Here is a 20,826-nt window from a genome sequence, read left to right as displayed (position 1 = left end):
CCGGGTGCCTACTCCGCCCGCAGTGACTGCCCCACCTTGTGCATGTGGCGCAGCGCCTGCCGGTAGGAGTCGAGGAGACCAGTCTCCGCGTACGGCACATCCAACTCCTGGCAGTGGGCGCGCACCAGAGGTTGGGCGATACGGAGATGCGGGCGGGGCATGCTCGGGAAGACGTGGTGCTCGACCTGGTAGTTGAGACCGCCGAGGAACCAGTCGGTGACGGCGCCGCCACGGATGTTGCGCGAGTGAGGACCTGGCGGCGCAGATGCCCCCAGGGCTCGGCGTCCGGGTCCGGCATCGCCATGCCCTTGTGGTCGGGTGCGAACGCGAGTCCCAGGTGCAGGCCGAACAGAGCTTGGTGAAGGGCGGCGAAAGCGAGCGCCTTGCCGGGGGACATGGACGTGAGCCGCAGCGTCGCGCAGCCCGCGGCATGGGTCGCCAGGAGTACGGCTTCCGCGGATCGTTCGCGGGGCGGCTGGCGGCGCAGGTCGCGGAATCCGTGGACCTTGAGGGCGACGCCTTCGAGCAGGGTGAGCGGAAATAACAGCCACGCCTGGTGGCGGGTGAGCAGACGCCGGAAGCCGGTGCGGTCCTTGGCCTGTTCGCCGGTGAAGACGGGGACGTCCGCGGCGACGTCAGGATACTTGTCGATGTGGTTGGGGTGGGCATGGTGGCGGTTGTGCTTGCGGTTCCACCAGGAGTAGCTCAGTCCCAGCAGCAGGTTGGCGTGGACCAGTCCGATGACGCGTCCGGCGGTCCGGTTCCCGGTGAGCTGGGCGTGTCCGGCGTCGTGGCCGATGAAGGCAGTGCGGGCACAGAGCACGGCGAGGGGCGGGGCGACGAGCAGGGTCCACCAGGAGTCGCCGTTCAGGGTGACTCCGGTGACGACTGCCGCAAGGGCGACGACGTTGAGGGCGATGGCACGCGCGTACCAGCCGTGTCGCCGCCCCAGGAGGCCGCGCGCCTTGACCGTGCGCAGGAGAGGTGCGAAGTCGCTCCCGGAGTGTGCGGGGGACGGCCCCGGTCGGCGTTCCGCTACGGCTGAGGTCTGGGGCATGTGCGGGCTCCGGCTCTCTCAGCAAGGGCTGACCTGAGGAAACGTACGGACCGGCGTGCGGTGGGGGCCATCCAGCCATCCCCCGTGTCCGCACGGGGGTCGGCCCCTCGCCGATGGGGGGTTGACGACACCCCTTGCAGTCCGTGAGCCAGGTCCGGAGGTGGAGAGACCGTCGTGGCGCGCGGTGCTGTACCCTCGGCGACTCCGACCGGGTAGTCAAATTTGAGGAGTGCCGCATCGCTGTGCAGACGGTTCCTTGGACGACAGCGCCCGAGATCGCGGACCTGGCCCGTTGCAGCGCCGTGTTCGTGCCCGGTGAACCGGCGCGCGCGGGCAGCGCCTTCTTCTGGCGGCCCGACGACACCGAGCCACCCGTCGTCACCGCAGGGGTCGCGGAGACGCTGACCGCGGCCGCGCCCGACGGCGCGGCGGTCACCCCGGTGAGCGTGTCCGCCGTCCGGCTGCCGGTGCGCGACGCCCTGCCGCTCCTCACTCGCGCGCGTGCCGGCACCCATGGCCACCCGGCGACCGCGTTCTGGGGCACGGCCGCCGTACTCGCCCTGCCGCCCGCGCGCGTGGGGTCGCCGGATGACCCCGGTCGACGCGCTCGGCGCCGCTCTCACGGGCTCCGCGGACGTCGACGGCCGGCGGGGTCGACGCCCAGGCCACAGGTGGCTGGAGACGCTGCGGGAACGGCTTGCGGACCCGGAGGGCCAGGCGCCGGTGGAGCAGCCCGCCGCACCAGCGGCCACCCTGCGGGACGACCAGCGGCGGGGGCTGAGCCGGCTGGCCCGGACGACGTCTCTGGGACTCGGCTGCTGTTTGGGCGACGACATGGGCCTCGGCAAGACGATCACGCTGATCTTCCGTGTCACGTCAGCATGTTGAGTCGTTGAGGTCCGGCATCCGGGCCGCACACGGCGGCGGGAACATCACCCCCGACTCGCCGCGTCGCTCAACCGGATTACGGCGGCCGCCGGTGTCCGCATTTGGATGCAGGCCAGCCCTGTACCGGCCTGTGACGCGACCGCGAACCTTTCCCATGGATTCACTGCTTTCCCAGTGCACGGGAAAGCATCACCAGAATTCAAGGGACGCGACGGAATGCATGACATGAAGCGCGGTCAGCCGTAAGGACATAGATGCAACAAGCAGGTCAAGACTTACCTTTAGGGAACTTTGGCCGTATGGTGCGGCTCGAATCGAAGGAGCCCTTGTTGTCAAACATAAATGATTCAGCCGTGCGTGCGGTTGAATCGGAGCAAGGTTACGTGTCCTCATTGTATGAGCTGCTCACCGAGCGGCTTTCCGAGGCGCGAGTGAACCGGGCGAGTGTTCTGAAGGCCCCGGCGGACGGTGCCGGCGAGGCGTACGAGAGAGAGATCGCCGCCGACCGTCTGACCAGGGAGATCGGCCGGCTGGAAGGCGCCGAGAAGGGGCTGGTCTTCGGGCGCATCGACTGGACGGACGGCACGACCCTGCGCATCGGGCGGATCGGACTGCACACGGAGGAGGACGACCTGCCGCTGCTCGTGGACTGGCGCGCGAACGCGGCGCGGCCCTTCTACGAGGCGACACCGGTCCACCCGATGGATCTACGGCGGCGCCGGCACCTGCGCCTCGAGGAGCGCACGGTCGTCTCAGTGAGCGACGAACTGCTCGACGGGACCGCCCCGACCGACGAAGACGCCGTGGGGGACGGCCCGTTGACCGAGGCTCTGTCGGCACGGCGTACGGGCAGGATGCACGCGGCCGTCGCGACGCTGCAGGCCGAGCAGGACGAGATCGTCCGCTCCGCCCACCGCGGGGTGACCGTGGTGCAGGGCGGGCCCGGCACCGGCAAGACGGTGGTCGCCCTGCACCGGGCGGCCTACGTCCTGTACGCGTTCCCGCGCGCCGCGGAGGAAGGCGTCCTCGTGGTGGGCCCCAACGCCCGTTTCCTCGACTACATCTCCCAGGTCCTTCCCTCGCTCGGGGAGAACGACGTCGATCTGGCGACCTGTCAGGAACTGGCTGGAGTGTCCCCGGACGCGGTGGACCCGTTTGACACGGCGCGCCTCAAGGGCGGCCCGGACCTCGCCGACGCCCTGGCCGGCCTGCTGCGAGACCACCAGGCCCCCGCCGGAGACTTCACCGTCCGGGTCGGGCAGGAACTGGTCCACCTCTCCGAGAAGGAGGTCGCCACTGCACGCGCCGCCGCGCTGGCGGCCGCATCCGGCCACAACCCCGCGCGCCAGGCGTTCAAGGAACTCCTGGTCGACGCCGTCACCGACGCGATGCAACGGGACATGGGCGACCTCCTGGAGCAGATCGACGCCGATGCCGAGCAGATGACGGGCCTGAACTTCGACCGGTTCACGGGGGTCGCCCAGCGCCGTACCGAGGGCGCCGCCGACCCGGGCCCGGTCCACGAGCTGGACCTGGACGCCATCGGGGCCGATCTCCTCGACGACGCCGGTGTCGACCGGGCTGTCGAGGCGCTGTGGCCGAGGCTGGTACCAGGCGACCTCGTGAAGGCACTGCTGACGGATGCCGACGCCCTGGCCGAGCTCCTGCCGACCCTGACCCCGCAGGAGCGGTCCCTTCTCCTGCGTGCCCCGGACGCCCCGTGGACCGATGCGGACGTGCCGTTGCTGGACGAGGCGGCGAGCCTGGTCGACGGCCCGCCCGAGCGGACGTACGGGCACGTCGTCGTCGACGAGGCGCAGGAACTGACCGCTATGCAGTGGCGGATGATCGTCCGCCGCTGCCCGGGGAGGGCGATGACGCTGGTGGGTGACTTCGCCCAGTCAGGGCCGGCCACGACGGCACGCGACTGGAAGGAAGCCCTGAGCCCGAATGTCGGGACGCGGTTCAGACTGCACGACCTGACGGTCAGTTACCGCACCACGCGGGAGATCCTGGAGAACGTCCGGGACCTGCTCGCACGGATCGCTCCGGACCAGCGGCCCACACGGTCACTGCGCAGCGGTGAGAGCCCGCGCACCGTGACCACACATGCGGACGGGTTGGTCACCGCCCTCGTGGAGGAACTGCGCGCCCAGAGCACCGCGCAGCCGGACGAACTCCTGGGAGTGATCTGCGCGGACACCCGGGTGAGCCAGTTGGCGGCTCACGGCATCGCCGACCACGCACGCATCGTGCCCGCGTCCGAAGCACGTGGCCTCGAGTTCGACGGGGTCGTCGTCCTGAACCCGGAGGAGATCATCACGGCACGCCCCGGCGGGGAGAGGGACCTGTATGTGGCCCTGACCCGCGCCACCAAGCGCCTGTGCACCATCACCACCCAGCCCGCATGATGGCGCGGCGCCCGCGTGGTCGCCGCGGGCGCGCACGTGCCCCGACGCGCCGTCAACATGCGCACTGGTGTAGCCCCGGCCTCCCTGCTCAGCCTGATGTCCTGCCTTCCCGCGTGCGTCGTCCAACGAGAGAGCCGGCTACCGGGTCCCCGCGGACTGGGACCGACGGAGTCTGCGACGTGTTCTACCCGTCCGAGGGGTTCGCCTCGGACGGGTAAGGCTTGTCCCGCAATGTTGGACAGGAGTGTGAGTCAGTTTTTCTCGGGCACTCGTGCACACTCGCGTGCACACTGGAGATCGCAAAAAAGGCCCTCGGCCGACATTCCTGCTGGTCACTGGTCTTTCATGAAAGTAGCCCCGACGGGTGACACAGCAGATGGATGCTGGACGTGCCGCTGGTGATCAGATCCGTTTGCCCGCTGGACCGATCTGTTGCATGAGTACCGGTTCGCGGTTCGCTTGGGGCGAGCCTGAGTTCTGCCGACGAGGCCAGCGGGGCCGCCAGGCCGGCCTGAACGTCAGTGCGCCGGTCAGTCGACGCCTTCGATGATGCGGAAGTCGCGTTCGACGCCGTCGGAAAGGACGACCAGCGCCTCCTGGTATGCCGCGCTCTCGCGTGCCGCGACCGCCTGTTCAAAGGTGTCGAACTCGATCAGGACGGTGCGCTCGGCGATTCCGGCGTCGTGGGCGACGACCCGACCGCCGACGGCGAGCCTCCTCCCGCCCCCGGCCTGCACGGCCGGACCGGCCAGCTTGTTGTAGGCGGCTAGCTTCTCGGGGTCGGAAATGGTGCGGTAGACACTGACCCAGTAGCCCTTGGCCATGGAAACCTCCTGTGTTCGGACAAGCGTGCCAGGCTTCGAGTCGACACTCGGATTGATCGGCCCGGCGACGGATCACCGGGCATTTCAGAGGGCGGTTCGCAAGGGACTGGCTGATTGTGGTGTGCTGTTGAGATAGGACGATGTCTCAGTTGGCGATGGAGCCCTGCCTGCAACTCGTACCAAAAGCTCAGGTCACCAGACATCCCTGCCCGGATGAAGTCGTGAACGATGTCCCGCCCAAGCCGTCCTCTCGTCGACGGCGTTGAGCAGTGCCGCATGACGAGGCAGCCACGCGGTGTTGGCTGCGGCGTCGACGTCGGTGGTGGCCTGGAGCTGTTCCTGGCTCAGTCCGGCCTGCTGGGCGAGGGTCGCGGCGTGTGCCCCCCATTCGTAGGCGCAGCCGGTGCGTGCGGTTACTCGGGCGATGATGATCTCGCGGTCGATGGCGGGAAGAAGTCCGTGGCCCAGCAGGCCGGCCTCCAGGGCGAACATGCGTGAGGCCAGTTCCGGGTTGCGGTGCAGTACCCGGAACAGTTGTGAGCGGCTCGCCTGTCACGCCGGGAGGCATCCATCGGCGCAGTGCCTGGGCGATGGGCGCGGGATATGGCGGGGAGAGCGGTTCGATGCGCGGCATGGGCATCTCCTGCTTCGGTTTTCGAATCACTATGATGCTTCGAAACCCGAAGCGCAAGGAGTGGGCATGGAAGCCAGAACGCCTCGGTCGGGTTGACCGGTACGGGGGTCCGATTCAGGGCGCCCTGTCATGGCTGCACTCGATCTGCTCGGGCGGCGCTGGACGCTGCTCATCCTGTGGCAACTGAGCCAAGTCCCGGCAGGCTTACGGGATTTGCAGCGCCGTCGTGAACGCAAGCCATCGAGCGTGCTCAGCACCCGGCTGGGCGAGCTGACCGGCGCCGCGTGCTCCCTCTGCACGGCGACGCCTATCACCTCACCCAGCTTGGCGAGGACCCAGCTGCCGGGCGGAGGTTCCGAACGCGCCGTCCGCCCAGGCCGCGCGGGCGTCAGCCGGCGGAATCCCTCTCGGGTACCCCGTCGCCCACGACGTCGGGACGCGAGGTGCCGTCGGCGGGCCGCTCACTGTCGCGATGCGCCGGTTGCGGGTCGAGCATCGCCGCCCAGCGCTCCGACCACTGGACGAGGGGGCCGAGTGCGAGGCAGGCGTCCCGCCCCAGTGGAGTGAGCTCGTACCGGCTGTCGGGTAGTTGGTGAACCACGTGGGCATCCAGCAGTTCGGTCAGGCGCTGCCGCATCACGCTGGAGGACATGTCGTCGCACTGCTTCTGCAAGGGGCGAAACCCAAGGGGGCCCCCGCGCAGCTCCCAAAGGATGCGCAGGCTCCACCGCCGCCCGAACAGGTCGAGTGCGGCCATGAGGGGGCGACCGGTGGTCGAACCACGAACCGGCTTGCCGGGTTTTGGGGTTGGCATGGCGTGGAGTCCAGCCTCCAAGGTTGATGCTTCGGATTCCGAAACGCTACCATCGAGGATTGCTTCGGAAAACGAAGCGAAGGGGACCATCGTGGCAACCACCCACCCGCGTCGCCCCGCACCCTGCGCTGCGGAATCCCACGATCACCGCCTGGGAGCACCACCTGCGCTGCAGCTGCGTCAGTGGTGGTGACGGCCAGGCTCAACGCCCACGCGGAGAGGGAGACCAGATGACCACGACGCGGTTTCCCTCGACTGCGGGACGAACCGCCGTCTCCGTCGCCCTGGCCGAGGACGCCTCGGGGAACGACATCACACCGCGTGGAGTGTTCCCGAAGACCTAGCGGCCACGGCCGAAGTCCGCACCCGGCAGAGCGGCATTGCCGCCGGCCTCCCCGCGGTCGCCGAGGTCTTCGCGCAGGTCGATCCCAAGGCCGAGATCGAGGCGAGCGTCGCCGACGGCGCCCGGCTGACCGACAGCGACGCCCTGTTGCGCCTGTCCGGTCCGGCGCGCAGCCTGATCACCGGCGAGCGCACGACGCTGAACGCCTCGCCGATCTGGCCGACGGCGAGTTCGTGCTCACCACCTACGCGACGATGCGTCTCGAGGCGGCCGGGCTAGCCGGAGTGCCGTGGGGCATGGTCGTGGCGGACGGGGCCCAGCACGTGAAGAACCCGTAGTCGGCCGCGACCCGCCAGCTGCGCACGATCGGCGCACGCGCGCGTGGCGCTCACCGGCCAACCTGTCGGAACTCTGGGCGAGCCGCTACTGGACGACCCCGGTGTTGCTGGGCCGGCTGGGCACCTTCCGCACGCGGTACGCGCGGTCCGTCGCCGCCAGTGCGGCCGTGCCCCGGCCGCGGCGGAGCGGTCGGCCCGTCTGGTGGGCGCCCTTTCCTGCTGCGGCGGCGGAAGTCCAACCCGGGGATCGCTCCCGAACTCCCGTCGAAGACCGAGACCGACCGTGCCGTGTCGCTCACGCACGAGCAGGCGGCCCTCTACGAGGCCGTGGTGCGCGAGACACTCGCCGAGATCCCGGGAACGGACAGCATGGCGCGGCGGGGCCTGATCGTGAAGTTACTGACGGCCGCCGGCCGTCCTACGGCAGCGCGTCGGTCGGCAGGGACGGGATCAGCGACTCCAGGTCGCTGGGCAGGTCGCTCAGCAGATCGCTGGGCAGCCCGCTCGGCAGTTCGCTCGGCAGCCCTGAGGGCAGGCTACTGGGCAGCTCGCTCGGGAAGGCGGGCGACGATCCGGGAGAGCGGCTCGCGCTCTCCCCGGCACCGGGCGACGACTTCCCGTCGGGCGAGTCGTCGTTACCCGAGGCCATCATCACCACGACGACAACGGCCGCCGCTGCCGCGAGAACGGCGAGGAGAACGAACAGGGCGGTGCGGCGACCGCCCGGACCACGGCGACCGGGTGGGCCGTCGGGCGGACCTGGCGCCCAGCCACCGTAGGACTGTGTAGGCGGTCCGAAACCGCCACCCGAAGGCGGCGTGCCCCCCGGTGGCCCGGGCGGCTGAGGCGGTACGGGTGGCATGGCCATACCGCCAAGCGTCGCGGCGGAGCGGGCAGAGCGCGACCCCCGCACGGGAGTTGATACGCAGTCATGTCATGGACCACATGATTCCGGAGCATTCCACGCGGGGGTCGTCCACCGCCGCGTGCGCCGCGAAGGGGTCCGCGGCGCACGCACACGCGCGCGCGTGCACTCAGCCGCGGGCTCCCAGCAGGTGGTCCATCGCCAGCTGGTCGAGGCGCTCGAACGCCATCCCGCGCGCGGCGGCCGCCTCGATGTCGAACTCCTCGAAAGCCGCACGGTCCGCGAGCAGCGCCTTCAGACCGTCCGCGGCCGTCGGCTGCGCCAGCTCGTCCAGCCGCGAGGCGCTCAGCGCCTCCTGGACCTCCGGATCGGCGCGGAAGGCTGCCGCGCGCTCCTTGAGGATCAGGTAGTTGCGCATGCAGCCCTCGGCCGACGCCCACACGCCGTCGAGGTCCTCGGTCCGCGGCGGCTTGAAGTCGAAGTGCTTCGGGCCGGAGTAGCCGGCCCTCTCCAGCAGGTCGACGAGCCAGAAGGCCGCACGCAGGTCGCCGGCGCCGAAGCGCAGGTCCTGGTCGTACTTGATGCCGGACTGGCCGTTGAGGTCGATGTGGAAGAGCTTGCCGGCCCACAGGGCCTGGGCGATGCCGTGCGGGAAGTTGAGCCCGGCCATCTGCTCGTGGCCGACCTCCGGGTTCACGCCGTACAGCTCGGGGCGCTCCAGGCGCTCGATGAACGCGAGGGCGTGGCCGACGGTGGGCAGCAGGATGTCACCGCGCGGCTCGTTCGGCTTGGGCTCGATCGCGAAGCGCAGGTCGTAGCCCTGCTCGGTCACGTACTCGCCGAGAAGGTCGAAGGCCTCCTTCATCCGGTCGAGAGCGACGCGCACGTCCTTGGCGGCCCCGGACTCGGCACCCTCCCGGCCGCCCCAGGCGACATAGGTCTCGGCGCCGAGCTCGGCCGCCAGATCGATGTTGCGGATCGTCTTGCGCAGCGCGTAGCGGCGCACGTCGCGGTCGTTGGCGGTGAACGCGCCGTCCTTGAAGACGGGGTGCGTGAAGAGGTTCGTGGTCGCCATCGGCACCTTCATGCCGGTCGCGTCGAGGGCCTCACGGAAGCGCTTGATGTGCGCCTCGCGCTCGGTGTCCGAGGACCCGAAGGGGATCAGGTCATCGTCGTGGAAGGTCACACCGTGGGCGCCGAGCCCGGCCAGGCGCTGCACCGTCTCGACCGGGTCGAGGGCTCGGCGGGTGGCGTCGCCGAACGGGTCCCTTCCCTGCCAGCCGACGGTCCACAGGCCGAAGGTGAACCTGTCCTCGGGGGTGGGCTGGTAGTTCATACCGCGGCTCCTTGCTTGCTCCGACTATTTCGTCATGGCAGTTTACAAATTAGTATGCCCACGCTTCCCTGGGAAGGGACAAGATGTCCCTGAGGGAGCGAGGTCCGGGTCACCGCAGCCCGGGCGTCCCCGGAAACACCAGGTCAGAGCCCCGCGGAGCCGCGGAAAAATAGGGAGAGCCCGATGTCAGCAGCCGAGGGTCCGCTCGTCGTCGGCGTGGACACGTCCACCCAGTCCACCAAGGCGCTGGTGGTCGACGCGTCCACCGGCCAGGTCGTCGCGAGCGGCCAGGCGGCGCACACCGTCTCCACCGGCGCGGGCCGGGAGAGCGATCCGCGCCAGTGGTGGGACGCGCTGTGCGAGGCGCTGCACCAGTGCGGCGACGCGGCTCGCGAGGCGGCGGCGGTGTCCATCGGCGGCCAGCAGCACGGTCTGGTCACCCTGGACGGCCGCGGTGAACCGGTGCGTCCCGCACTGCTGTGGAACGACGTGCGCTCGGCACCGCAAGCCCGCCGTCTCATCGAGGAACTGGGCGGCCCGAAAGCGTGGGCGGAGCGCGTCGGAAGTGTGCCCGGCCCGTCGTTCACGGTCACCAAGTGGGCCTGGCTGGCCGAGAACGAACCGGAGGCGGTCCGCGCGACCAAGGCGGTGCGTCTCCCCCACGACTACCTCACCGAGCGACTCACCGGCCTCGGCACGACCGACCGAGGCGACGCCTCCGGCACCGGCTGGTGGGCGTCGGCGACCGAGTCGTACGACGACGACATTCTCGCGCGCGTGGGGCTCGACCCGGCGCTGCTGCCCCGCGTGGTGCGCCCCGGCGAGGTCGCGGGAACCGTGCGCGACAGTCACGACCTGCCGTTCTCCAAGGGCACCCTGGTCGCAGCCGGCACCGGCGACAACGCGGCCGCCGCCCTCGGCCTCGGCCTGCGCCCCGGCACGCCGGTGCTGAGCCTCGGCACGTCCGGCACGGTGTACGCGGTCTCGAAGCGGCGCCCCGCCGATCCGAGCGGCACGGTCGCGGGCTTCGCCGACGCCCACGGCGACTGGCTGCCCCTGGCCTGCACCCTGAACTGCACCCTCGCCGTGGACCGCGTAGCGGCTCTCCTGGGGCTCGACCGCGAGGCCGTGGAGCCAACCGCCGACGTGACGCTGCTCCCCTACCTGGACGGCGAGCGCACCCCCGCCCTGCCAGGCGCCTCCGGGCTGCTGCACGGACTGCGACACGACACGACCGGCGGCCAGCTCCTCCAGGCCGCCTACGACGGTGCCGTGCACTCCCTGCTGGGCGCCCTCGACCTGGTCATCGACGAGGACGCGGACCGCTCCGTCCCGCTGCTGCTGATCGGCGGCGGCGCCCGCGGGACGGCCTGGCAGCAGACCGTACGACGGCTCTCCGGGCGTCCGGTGCAGGTGCCCGAGGCCAGGGAACTGGTCGCGCTCGGCGCCGCGGCCCAGGCCGCCGGCCTCCTGACCGGCGAGGACCCCGCGGCGGTCGCAAGGCGCTGGAACACGGCCGCCGGACCCGTGCTCGACGCCGTGGAGCGGGACGAGGCGACGCTGGCCAGGATCGCCGGGGTACTCTCCGACGCGGCCCCGCTGCTGGCTCGCTCCACGGACACCCGCTGACGGGCACGCACACGCGTACGCACTCCGACCGAGGACTGACCGGCATGACCGCACCCCCGCACGAGGCCCACCCGGCCGGTCCCGGTCGCGCGCTGCCCGACACCCAGCAGGGCATGCGCCGCCGCAACCTCGCGCGCGTGATGCACACCGTCAGCGCCGAGGGGCCGCTCTCGCGTGCCGCCGTCGCCTCCCGCATAGGTCTGACCCGGGCGGCGGTGTCGACCCTGGTCGAGGAACTGATCCGCTCGGGCCTGATCGAGGAACTGGGCCCCGAGCGGCCCGGCCGGGTGGGCCGGCCGGGTTCGGCGCTCGCCGTCAGCGGACACGGTCCGGCCGGCATAGGCGCCGAAATCGGCGTCGACCATCTCGCGGTCTGCGCGGTCGACCTGCGCGGTGAGGTGCGGGCCAGAGCCGTACGGCACGGAACGAACCGCGGGAGCTCCCCGGAACCCGTGGTCGAGTCCCTCACCTCGCTGGTGCGGCGGGTCGTCACCGAGGCGGAACGCGAGGGCCTGTGGCCGGCCGGGCTCGCCGTGGCCGTGCCGGGACTGGTGGCGCGCGACGCCCGGACCGTGGTGCGCGCCCCGAACCTCGGCTGGCACGACACGGACCTCGGCACCCTGCTGCCCTTCGGATTCCCGCTGACTGTGGACAACGAGGCCAACTTCGGGGCCCTGGCCGAACTCTGGCTCGGCGAGGGCACACCGCGCGACTTCCTGCATGTGTCCGCGGAGATCGGCATCGGCGCGGCACTCGTCGTGGGTGGAGGACTGCTGCGCGGAACACGGGGCTTCGCCGGCGAGTTGGGGCACGTGCCGGTCCGCCCGGAGGGGCCCGCCTGCGCGTGCGGCGGACGGGGGTGTCTGGAGCAGTACGCCGGCGAGGAGGCCGTACTGCGCGCGGCCGGCCTGGCGCCGGGCGAGGACCGCGTCGGACTCCTCGCGGGGCGTGCGGCGGACGGCGACGAGGACGTACGGCGGGCTCTGCGCGACGCGGGAGAGGCGTTCGGTGTCGCACTGACCGGGGCGGTCAACCTGCTGGACCCCGAGAGTGTCGTGCTCGGCGGTGCGCTGTCCGGGCTGGCGCCCTGGCTGCTGCCGTCCCTGCAGGCCGAGTTGGACCGCCGTACGGCGGGGCCCGCCTGTCCGGTGAGCGTGTCGCGGCTGGGCCCCGAGGGCCCTCTGCTCGGGGCCGCGCATTCCGTGGTCCGGGCGTTGCTGGACGATCCGGCGGCGGTGGCGGAACGGGCTGCTCACCCGATCGGGTGAGGAAGTTCTCCACAATCCACCGGCTGTCCACGGATGCGCGGACCGTCCTTCTGCCCAACCCGCATACGCCGTAGCGTGATTCACGTGAGGCGCACCCGACCTGTCCGGCCGACGGCGTCCAGGTGCCGAGCGTACGAGGGGGAAACACATGGCAGGGAGAGATGTCCGGGACTCTCCCGGCGCACTACAGGACTTCCGCGGGATCGAGCGGTGCGGGGATGAGCGGGCGCCGCACGGTTGCGGCCCTACGGCCGTGACTAGGAGGCCGAGCAGACGGGGCGAGGGGGAACCTGCGGGGTCGGAGTCGGGGTCTGGGTCGGGTGCGCGATGAACACCGTGGTGATCGTCGAACCACTCACGGGGCTCGCCACCGCGTGGCCCCGCGCCGAGTCGGACACCCACAGCATCCCGACGGCTCCGGCGCGCCCACGAGAGGACGCGTTGCGGATATCCCGGCGCGATCTGGTGCACTGGCCGCGCCGAACAGACCGTGTCCTCCCCTTGTCGAGAGGCAATCGTCCATGGAACGCGCACGACCCGAACTCACCAGACGGCTGCTGCTGAGAGGAGCCGCACTCGCCGCACTCCCCTACGCCCTGCTCCCGGAGGCCACAGCAGGGGCCGGGACGCAGGCCGTCGACTACCCGCCGGCCGAGTGGCAGCCGGCCTCGAAGTCCAACTACACGGTCTCCGAACGCCCCGGCGCATACTCCGTGGACCGGGTGGTCATCCACGTCACACAGGAGACGTACGGCGACACGCTGTCCATTTTCCAGAACCCGCAGAAGCAGGTGTCCGCGCACTACGTGGTCCGCTCGGTGGACGGGCACGTGGTGCAGTGCGTCCGCGAGGCCGACGTCGCCTGGCACGCCGGGAACTGGAGCTACAACACGCGCAGCATCGGCATCGAACACGAGGGCTGGGTGGACCGGCCCGCCTACTTCACCGACGCGATGTACGAGCAGTCCGCCAGACTCACGGCGGCGGTCTGCAGGACGTACGGCATCCCGAAGGACCGGTCCCACATCATCGGCCACTACGAGGTACCGGGCTCCGACCACACCGACCCGGGACCGAACTGGGACTGGGTCCGCTACGTGAGACTGGTCAACTACGCCTGACAGCGGTCGGTTCCGAGTCGGGCCGGCGTGCCTCGTCGCGTCGGCGTGGACGGCCCGGGCGCAGTGGTTCGGACGGGGGAAGTCCAGCGGTTCGCACGGCCGAGGCCCAACGGCGCGTACGGCCGAAGTCCAGGGATTGGCCCGGCCGATGTCCGGCCGTTCGGACGGCCGGAGTCCAGTTACTCGCACCGCCGAAGTCCAGCCGTTCGGAAGGTGGGCGTCCCAGAGGTTGTCGGCGTCCCGCCCCGGAGTGACGATGTCCCCAACCGTATCGCCGTCGGGAGGCCGAGTGACCGAGCCATGGGTGGCCCTGGAGCCGGGGGCCGATCCCGCCGAGCGCGTTCGGATGCTGCGTCGGGCGCACGAGACGTTCGCCGCCGCGGGCACCGTGCCGCGGCCGGTCAGGTCGGTGGTGGCCGACTCGTGGCGGCGGTCCGCGCGGGCCGGCGTCGGACCGGACGGCACCGCCGACGTGGAACTCACCGACGGCGACCTCGGCGCCTACCGGGCCGAGCATCCGCTGGCGCGGGTGATGCCGCTGTTCCGTGAACTCATGGGCACGTTCGCGGCCGACGGGGAGCACCTGCTCGCGGTGTGCGACGAACACGGCCGGCTGCTGTGGGTCGAAGGCCATCCGGCGACCCGTCGTGAGGCCGGGCGGATGAACTTCGTGCCGGGTGCGCGCTGGGCCGAGTCCGCCGTCGGGACGAACGCGCCGGGCACGGCGGTCGCCGTCGACCGGCCGGTGCAGGTCTTCGCGGCCGAGCACTTCATCCGGCGCGTGCAGCCCTGGACCTGCGCGGCGGCTCCCGTGCACGATCCGCGGACGGGTCGGGTGCTCGGTGCCGTGGACGTCACTGGCGGGGACGGACTCGCGCATCCGCACAGCCTGGGATTCGTCCAGGCCGTGGCGCGGGCCGCCGAGTCCCAGCTCGCGCTGCTCCTCCCGGTACGGCAGGCGACGGACGGTCCGGGGCTGACCGCGCTGGGCCGTGACGAGGCGCGGTTCACCGTCGGTGGCCGGGGGGTCAGACTCAGCCGGCGGCACAGCGAGATCCTGGTGCTGCTGGCCCGCCACCCGGAGGGCCTGACCGGGGACGAGTTGCTGTGCGCGCTGTACGAGGACGAGTCGGTGACGCCGGTGACACTGCGGGTCGAGATGGCCCGCCTGCGCGGGGTGCTCGGCGCAGGGATGCTGGCCTCGCGGCCGTATCGGCTGACGGTGCCGGTCGAGTCCGACGTCGACACCGTCGAGCGACGGCTGCGGAGCGGGGCGGTCACCGCGGCGGCCGCGGCCTACCCGGGTCCGCTGCTGCCCGCCTCCCAGGCCCCGGGGGTGGTGCGGCTCAGACGGCGACTGGCCGACGGGCTACGGTCGGCGCTGATCGCCCGCCGCGATCCCGACCTGCTGGCGGACTGGGCGCACACGGCCTGGGGCGAGGACGACATCGACGTGTGGCGGGCACTCGCCACGGTCCGTCCGACGGCTGCGGTACGGTCCCGACTGGTCGCGCTGGAAGCCGAGTTGACTGCACCGGCACGGCGGCCGGGGGCCGCGAACCACTGACCGAGGGGCGGACCGGCCGAGCACGCGCGTGATCGGCAGACCGGCAGACCGGCTGAGCGAGTGGTGGTGGTGACTGGCCAGCCGGCTGACCGAGTGGCCGACCGACGGCCGGCCACTCCCCTCCGCTCTCCCTGCTCCTGCTCCTGCTCCTGCTCCTGCTCCTGCTCCTGCTCCTGCTCCTGCTCCTGCTCCCGCAACGTCCCTGCAACCTCCCGGTTCCTAGCCTCGCGCCGAGAGCTGCCCAACGGCGGGCAGCGCTTCTGAGGGAGGCCACCAGCATGACCCGTTACGCGGCGCCCGGCACCGAGGGCGCGATCGTCTCCTACCAGGCGCGCTACGACCACTTCATCGGCGGGGAGTACGTACCGCCGGCCCGGGGGCAGTACTTCGAGAACCCGTCTCCGGTGAACGGGCAGCCGTTCACCGAGGTCGCGCGTGGCACGGCGGAGGACGTGGAGCGCGCGCTCGACGCGGCGCACGCGGCCGCGCCGGCGTGGGGCCGCACGTCGGTCACCGAGCGTTCCGACATCCTGCGCAAGATCGCCGACCGGATGGAGGCGCATCTCGAACCGCTGGCGGTGGCCGAGAGCTGGGAGAACGGCAAGCCGGTGCGCGAGACGCTCGCGGCCGACATCCCGCTCGCGATCGACCACTTCCGCTACTTCGCGGGGGCGATCCGGGCGCAGGAGGGCTCACTCGGCGAGGTCGACGACGACACGGTGGCGTACCACTTCCACGAGCCGCTGGGTGTCGTGGCGCAGATCATCCCGTGGAACTTCCCCATCCTGATGGCCACCTGGAAGCTCGCTCCGGCGCTGGCCGCGGGCAACGCCGTCGTGATCAAGCCCGCCGAGCAGACACCGGCCTCGCTGCACTACTGGATGAGCCTGATCGCCGACCTGCTGCCGCCCGGCGTGGTGAACATCGTGAACGGCTTCGGCGTGGAGGCGGGCAAGCCGCTGGCGTCCAGCCCTCGGGTGGCGAAGGTCGCGTTCACGGGTGAGACCACGACGGGGCGGCTGATCATGCAGTACGCCTCGGAGAACATCAAGCCGGTCACGCTGGAGCTCGGCGGCAAGTCGCCGAACATCTTCTTCGACGACGTCTGGGCGCAGGACGACGACTTCCGCGACAAGGCGCTCGAAGGCTTCACGATGTTCGCGCTCAACCAGGGCGAGGTGTGCACCTGCCCGTCCCGGGCTCTCGTCCAGCGGGGCCACTACGCCGAGTTCCTGGAGGCGGCGGTCACCCGCACCGAGCTGATCAAGCCCGGGCACCCGCTCGACACGGACACCATGATCGGCGCGCAGGCCTCCAATGACCAGTTGGAGAAGATCCTTTCCTATCTGGACGTCGGCCGACAGGAAGGGGCGAGGGTCCTCACCGGAGGTGAACGTATCCAGTACGACGGCGAGTTGAAGGGCGGCTACTACGTCCAGCCGACCATCTTCGAGGGCGACAACCGGATGCGGATCTTCCAGGAGGAGATCTTCGGCCCGGTGGTCTCGGTGACGTCGTTCGACGACTTCGACGACGCCATCAAAACCGCGAACGACACGCTCTACGGCCTCGGGGCGGGCGTGTGGACGCGCGACATGAACACCGCCTACCGGGCGGGCCGCGCGATCCAGGCGGGCCGAGTCTGGACGAACTGCTACCACGCCTACCCGGCGCACGCCGCGTTCGGCGGCTACAAGCAGTCGGGGATCGGCCGGGAGACACACAAGATGATGCTGGAGCACTACCAGCAGACGAAGAACCTCCTGGTGTCGTACTCGCCGAAGAAGCTGGGCTTCTTCTAGAGCCCGAAGTCGGTTGCCTGGACGCATCGTTGCGCTCCAGGCAACCCGACTCGGCAACCACGCTCCGCGATCACCCCGGTGCGCGGGTCCTGGTCCGTCGCCTTCCGCCGCCACGGCGGCCCGCACCCGCTGCTCGCCCGCGAACAGGGCCGACGTTCCGTTCCATGTGCGTGCGGCTCACGGCCGTCGCGAGGTCTTTCGCGGCGAGCAGGCCACCCCTGACGGTGGGTTGCGGTTGGCGGGCCCGGAGACATCGTGCACCCGGCTCAAACGGTGGGAATGCCCCTTCCCGGTGCGGTGTACCCCATATGCTGCGTCGGGAGTGGCGCGGGGCCGGACATGGGGTGCCGTGCGCTCTTCGGGGGGAGGGGCTGTGGAGCAGTGGGGGCCGTTGGTGCCGGCGGTGGCGGCGGTGTGGCCGCGAGTCGAAGGGCATGTCGTAGGTCGGGATCTCTGCGACCTCGAGGACGAGGTGCTGGCGGGGTTAAGGGCCTTCGACCGGGCCTGTGAGGCGGCCGCGGCCGAGCAACCTGCCCTCACGCCCGATACTTTCGACGCCCTTGAGGGGGCGGCCCGCGTCGTGGAGGCCGCGTTGCAGGCCCGGCCGCCACTGGGAACCTGGCTGGGCGAGGAGTTCGACCGGCTGACCCTCACGCGGGAGCGGTTCGGGCCTGCGGAGGCGCCGGCCTACTGGACCCCCGTGCAGCGCTCGCTGATCGTGCCGGTCCTGTACGGCACCGACCGGGCGCCGCTGGCCGACGGCACCGACCCGGCCGTGTACGGGTCGGAGCGCGGTGCGCTCGCCTACGGGCAGGTGACCGTCGGTGTTCCGGACGACCGGGTGATCGGTTCCGTGGGCAAACCGCGCTGGTGGCGGCTGCGGCTGAGGCCCGACCCCGCGCGCGACGTGCTCCTCGCCGCCACCCGGCCCTCGGACGAGGACACCTTCGCCCGAACGGTGCGCGCACAGCTCGACCACGGCACCTCCCGCGAAGCGCTCGTGTTCGTGCACGGTTACAACGTCACCTTCACCGACGCCGCCCGCAGTGCCGCGCGGATCGCCTACGACCTCAACTTCACCGGGCCGGTCCTGCTGTACAGCTGGGCCTCGAAGGGCGGCGTTCTGGACTACCCGGCGGACGGGGACGCGGCACGGCGCGCCGTGCCGTATTTCGGGACCTTCCTGCGCGCGCTGCTCACGCGGACCGGGGTGCGCCAGGTGCACATCATCGCCCACAGCATGGGCAACCGGCTCCTCACCGACGGCCTGGCAGAGCTGAACACCGCCGCGCTGCCCGGGGACTGCGGGCGGCTGGGTCACGTCGTGTTCGCCGCTCCCGACGTGGACGCCGACGTCTTCCGCCAGTTGCTCCCGGCCACCGTCCGGCAGGCCCGCACCTGCACGCTGTACGTCTCCGACCGGGACCGAGCTCTGGCAGCGGCCCGGAGACTTTCGGACTTTCCACGGGCGGGGCAGGGCGGCCCCGGCGTGATCGTCGCGCCGGGACTCGACACCGTCGACGTGACCGCACTCGGGACCGACCTCGTCGGCCACTCCTACCTGGGCAACCACGCCACCGTACTGGCCGACCTGCACGGGCTGTTGCGGCACGGGCACCGCCCCGACCAGCGCTTCGGGCTCGCTCGCAGCTCGCACCCGGACGGCGACTACTGGTCCTTCCTGCCCCAGAGTTGACCGGGCCACCCGCCCACGACCACCGATGACCGAAGAGCCCCTGACCCATGACCTCCGACGGACACAGAGCGACTGACGATGACCCATTTCGTTGACCGAGTACCGTTCGAGTGGAGCGCGCCCGGCGCGCTGGAACTGCGCGATCTGCTCGCCTCGGTGTACAGCCGTTCCGCGCGGGCCGAGCAACTCGCCAAGCAGGCCGGTGTGGACACCGGTTGGGTCGACCTGGAACGGCCGATGATGAGCGTCTGGTTCGACCTCATCGAGGTGGCGAGCAACCAGAAGCGCCTCCGCCCGCTGCTGGACGCTGTCACCGCCGGGCCCGACCAGGCCGTCGCGGAGCGCGTGCGTGAACTGCTCGACGCGCACCCGGTGGTCGAGGCCACCGGCCCCTCGGGGACGGACGCGGGGGACGCGGCGGACTTCCGGCACTTCGAGAACCCCGGCGAACAAGAGCGGCAGATCTTCCGCACCAGCACGCTGCAAGACGTGGCGTTCCTGCGCCGCGGCACCGAACTGGCCAGCGCCGTATGCCGGTTGCGGGTCACCGCCGCCGACGGAGCCCAATATCACGGCACAGCGTTCCGTATCGCGGACGATCTCCTTCTGACCAATCATCACGTGCTGTTCGACGACAACGACGCACAACCCCGGGCGGTGGAGGCCTGGTTCGGCTACGAGACCGACCTGCGGGGCCGGATCCGGGAACACCACGTGGTGCCCTGCGATCCGGCGTCGGCCGTCGGGGAGCGGGGGCCGGACTGGGCGGTCGTGCGCAGCGCGACGGGCCTGCCCGAGGACGCCGTGTGCGTGTCCTTACCAGGCGGCAGCGTGTCGGTGTCGGTGGACGACAGGGTCTACATCATCCAGCACCCTCACGGCGGCGTGAAGAAGCTGGCAGCCCGCCACAACGTCGTACGGCACGCCGACGACACCGTGATCCAGTACTGGACCGACACCGAGCAGGGTTCGTCGGGCTCGCCGGTCTTCGACGAGCACTGGGAGCTGGTCGCACTGCACCGCCGCTGGCGCAGAATCGGCTCGGCCGACGGACCGGCCGAATTCCGCAACGAGGGGCTGCGGGTCGAGCGCGTCGTCGAGGGACTGACCCGGATGCGGCTGGTGTGAGCCGGGGATGTCCGCACTGATCGACGAATACGCGTTCAACCTCGACGACGAACGTGCCAGGACCCTCCTGCGAGCCCTGATCGCCGTGTACGGCTCCGCACAGCGGGCACGGCAGCTCATTCTCTCCGCCGGACTTCGGGAGGCTGACGTCAACTGGCACAGCGGTATGGCGGACGTGTGGCCGGAGGCCCTCGAGAAGGCGGCGCCGGCCGGTCTGCTGCGGGCTCTGGTCGAGAAGGCCGCGAAAGACCCCAACACCAAGGGGCATCCCGTATTCGAATACCTGCTCTCCGAAGAGACCTCCTCCCCGGAGTCGGACCCCTGTTCGACGCACCTCGTCAACAACCGCCAGCGGGCGTTCATCGACCGGGTGGCGTTCCGCGCCACCCTGCACGGCATGATCAACGGCGACGGCAACCGGGTCATGGCCGTGCAGGGGCGGCGCCGCTCGGGCAGAACACACAGCTGGTACCTGATCGCCCATGTGCTGGACAGCCACGGCGTCAACCGCCGCCGGATCCGGATGAGCGACTACGGCACCCCGGTGCGCGTCGCGGACATCGGGCACACGCTGCGGGAGATGTTCGGCTGGAACCTCTCCGTGGACCCCAACACGTCCGAGGACAGCCAGGCGCGCAGCCTGGTCAACCAGATCGGGAACGTGATGAGCGAACAGCGGGCCGTCGGCGCGGGGGTCGGCCACTGGCTGGTCATCGACGACTCGCAGTCTGTGAGGTTCACCGAGCCCGCTCTAAGGGCCCTGACGCGTCTGGTCTCCGCCGTCGTCGAGGAGGAGATGGCCGACCGGCTCCGCATCGTCCTGCTCGCCTACGACGGCTGGCTGCCCGACGACGTCCAGTCCTACGTCTCTCACGAGGAGTTCAGCCCTCTCGTCGGCAAGGACCTGCACGACTTCGTCCTCGCCGTCGCCGAGGAGGCGGGCCGCCCCATCGACCCGGACCAGGTCGACCACCTCGCCAACGAGCTCAGCAGCCGCGCCGGCGGCGGTCACATCGCCGCCGACGCGCCGCTGCTGATGACCGACGGACTGCAACGCGCCGCCGCGTCCTGGGCCCGCGATCAGTTCGCGTGCGGAGGCGGATGA

General features: G+C 70.8%; 15 protein-coding genes and 4 pseudogenes. 13 read left to right on the top strand and 6 right to left on the bottom strand.

Annotated features, from left to right (window positions below; genetic code table 11):
- Positions 1-8: 8 nt before the first annotated feature.
- A pseudogene (locus ABZT03_RS28870) lies at positions 9-1,057 on the bottom strand (acyl-CoA desaturase).
- 585 nt (positions 1,058-1,642) lie between these two features.
- On the opposite strand from ABZT03_RS28870, the pseudogene ABZT03_RS28865 reads away from it, so the two are divergent.
- Together ABZT03_RS28865 and ABZT03_RS28860 are read left to right on the top strand one after the other, a co-directional pair.
- Positions 1,643-1,921, top strand: a pseudogene (locus ABZT03_RS28865) (ATP-dependent helicase); the annotation flags it as partial.
- Positions 1,922-2,328: 407 nt separating this feature from the next.
- Positions 2,329-4,356: an ATP-dependent DNA helicase gene (locus ABZT03_RS28860; RefSeq protein ID WP_356044541.1), complete on the top strand. Its 2,028-nt coding sequence runs from the start codon at positions 2,329-2,331 to the stop codon at positions 4,354-4,356.
- Positions 4,357-4,886: 530 nt separating this feature from the next.
- On the opposite strand, the gene ABZT03_RS28855 is transcribed toward ABZT03_RS28860, so the two are convergent.
- The 3 genes from ABZT03_RS28855 to ABZT03_RS28845 all read right to left on the bottom strand — a co-directional run bounded on the left by ABZT03_RS28855 (position 4,887) and on the right by ABZT03_RS28845 (position 6,571).
- Positions 4,887-5,180 (bottom strand): DUF1330 domain-containing protein, encoded by a 294-nt coding sequence (locus ABZT03_RS28855; protein WP_356044538.1) that lies wholly within the window; start codon positions 5,178-5,180, stop codon positions 4,887-4,889.
- Positions 5,181-5,372: 192 nt separating this feature from the next.
- A complete protein-coding gene (locus ABZT03_RS28850) occupies positions 5,373-5,672 on the bottom strand; it encodes a carboxymuconolactone decarboxylase family protein (protein WP_356044535.1) in 300 nt (99 codons plus the stop codon).
- A gap of 530 nt (positions 5,673-6,202) precedes the next feature.
- Positions 6,203-6,571: a helix-turn-helix domain-containing protein gene (locus ABZT03_RS28845; RefSeq protein WP_356044532.1), complete on the bottom strand. Its 369-nt coding sequence runs from the start codon at positions 6,569-6,571 to the stop codon at positions 6,203-6,205.
- A gap of 436 nt (positions 6,572-7,007) precedes the next feature.
- Here ABZT03_RS28845 and ABZT03_RS28840 point away from each other — a divergent pair, with 436 nt between their 5' ends.
- A complete protein-coding gene (locus ABZT03_RS28840) occupies positions 7,008-7,250 on the top strand; it encodes a hypothetical protein (RefSeq protein WP_356044564.1) in 243 nt (80 codons plus the stop codon).
- Positions 7,154-7,714 (top strand): annotated as a pseudogene (locus ABZT03_RS28835) (SNF2-related protein); the annotation flags it as partial. The gene ABZT03_RS28840 and the pseudogene ABZT03_RS28835, both read left to right, overlap by 97 nt.
- A gap of 13 nt (positions 7,715-7,727) precedes the next feature.
- On the opposite strand, the gene ABZT03_RS28830 reads toward ABZT03_RS28835, so the two are convergent.
- Complete coding sequence (locus ABZT03_RS28830; RefSeq protein WP_356044531.1) at positions 7,728-7,961, bottom strand: hypothetical protein; 234 nt, start codon at positions 7,959-7,961, stop codon at positions 7,728-7,730.
- Between the two features lie 382 nt (positions 7,962-8,343).
- Positions 8,344-9,510 (bottom strand): xylose isomerase, encoded by a 1,167-nt coding sequence (gene xylA, locus ABZT03_RS28825; protein ID WP_356044528.1) that lies wholly within the window; start codon positions 9,508-9,510, stop codon positions 8,344-8,346.
- A gap of 183 nt (positions 9,511-9,693) precedes the next feature.
- Here xylA and xylB point away from each other — a divergent pair, with 183 nt between their 5' ends.
- The 9 genes and pseudogenes from xylB to ABZT03_RS28780 all read left to right on the top strand — a co-directional run bounded on the left by xylB (position 9,694) and on the right by ABZT03_RS28780 (position 20,826).
- Positions 9,694-11,139: a xylulokinase gene (gene xylB, locus ABZT03_RS28820; protein WP_356044525.1), complete on the top strand. Its 1,446-nt coding sequence runs from the start codon at positions 9,694-9,696 to the stop codon at positions 11,137-11,139.
- A 44-nt stretch (positions 11,140-11,183) separates the two neighbouring features.
- Entirely contained in the window at positions 11,184-12,407 is a 1,224-nt protein-coding gene (locus tag ABZT03_RS28815; protein WP_356044523.1) for an ROK family transcriptional regulator, read from the top strand.
- A gap of 315 nt (positions 12,408-12,722) precedes the next feature.
- Positions 12,723-12,881: pseudogene (locus tag ABZT03_RS28810) on the top strand (acetamidase); the annotation flags it as partial.
- Positions 12,882-12,928: 47 nt separating this feature from the next.
- Positions 12,929-13,528, top strand: a complete 600-nt coding sequence (locus tag ABZT03_RS28805) for an N-acetylmuramoyl-L-alanine amidase (RefSeq protein WP_356044521.1) — start codon at positions 12,929-12,931, stop codon at positions 13,526-13,528.
- A gap of 289 nt (positions 13,529-13,817) precedes the next feature.
- Positions 13,818-15,095: a GAF domain-containing protein gene (locus ABZT03_RS28800; protein WP_356044519.1), complete on the top strand. Its 1,278-nt coding sequence runs from the start codon at positions 13,818-13,820 to the stop codon at positions 15,093-15,095.
- A gap of 278 nt (positions 15,096-15,373) precedes the next feature.
- Positions 15,374-16,897 (top strand): aldehyde dehydrogenase family protein, encoded by a 1,524-nt coding sequence (locus ABZT03_RS28795; RefSeq protein ID WP_356044517.1) that lies wholly within the window; start codon positions 15,374-15,376, stop codon positions 16,895-16,897.
- A 373-nt stretch (positions 16,898-17,270) separates the two neighbouring features.
- Positions 17,271-18,593: an alpha/beta hydrolase gene (locus ABZT03_RS28790; protein WP_356044515.1), complete on the top strand. Its 1,323-nt coding sequence runs from the start codon at positions 17,271-17,273 to the stop codon at positions 18,591-18,593.
- Between the two features lie 78 nt (positions 18,594-18,671).
- Positions 18,672-19,721, top strand: coding sequence for a trypsin-like peptidase domain-containing protein (locus ABZT03_RS28785; protein WP_356044513.1), 1,050 nt, complete (start codon positions 18,672-18,674; stop codon positions 19,719-19,721).
- 7 nt (positions 19,722-19,728) lie between these two features.
- Positions 19,729-20,826 (top strand): effector-associated domain EAD1-containing protein, encoded by a 1,098-nt coding sequence (locus ABZT03_RS28780; RefSeq protein WP_356044511.1) that lies wholly within the window; start codon positions 19,729-19,731, stop codon positions 20,824-20,826.

This window comes from Streptomyces sp. NPDC005574, assembly GCF_040605435.1.
GTDB lineage: Bacteria > Actinomycetota > Actinomycetes > Streptomycetales > Streptomycetaceae > Streptomyces.
Note: the sequence above shows the minus strand (reverse complement) of the source record. Positions and strands in the feature narration are given on the sequence as shown.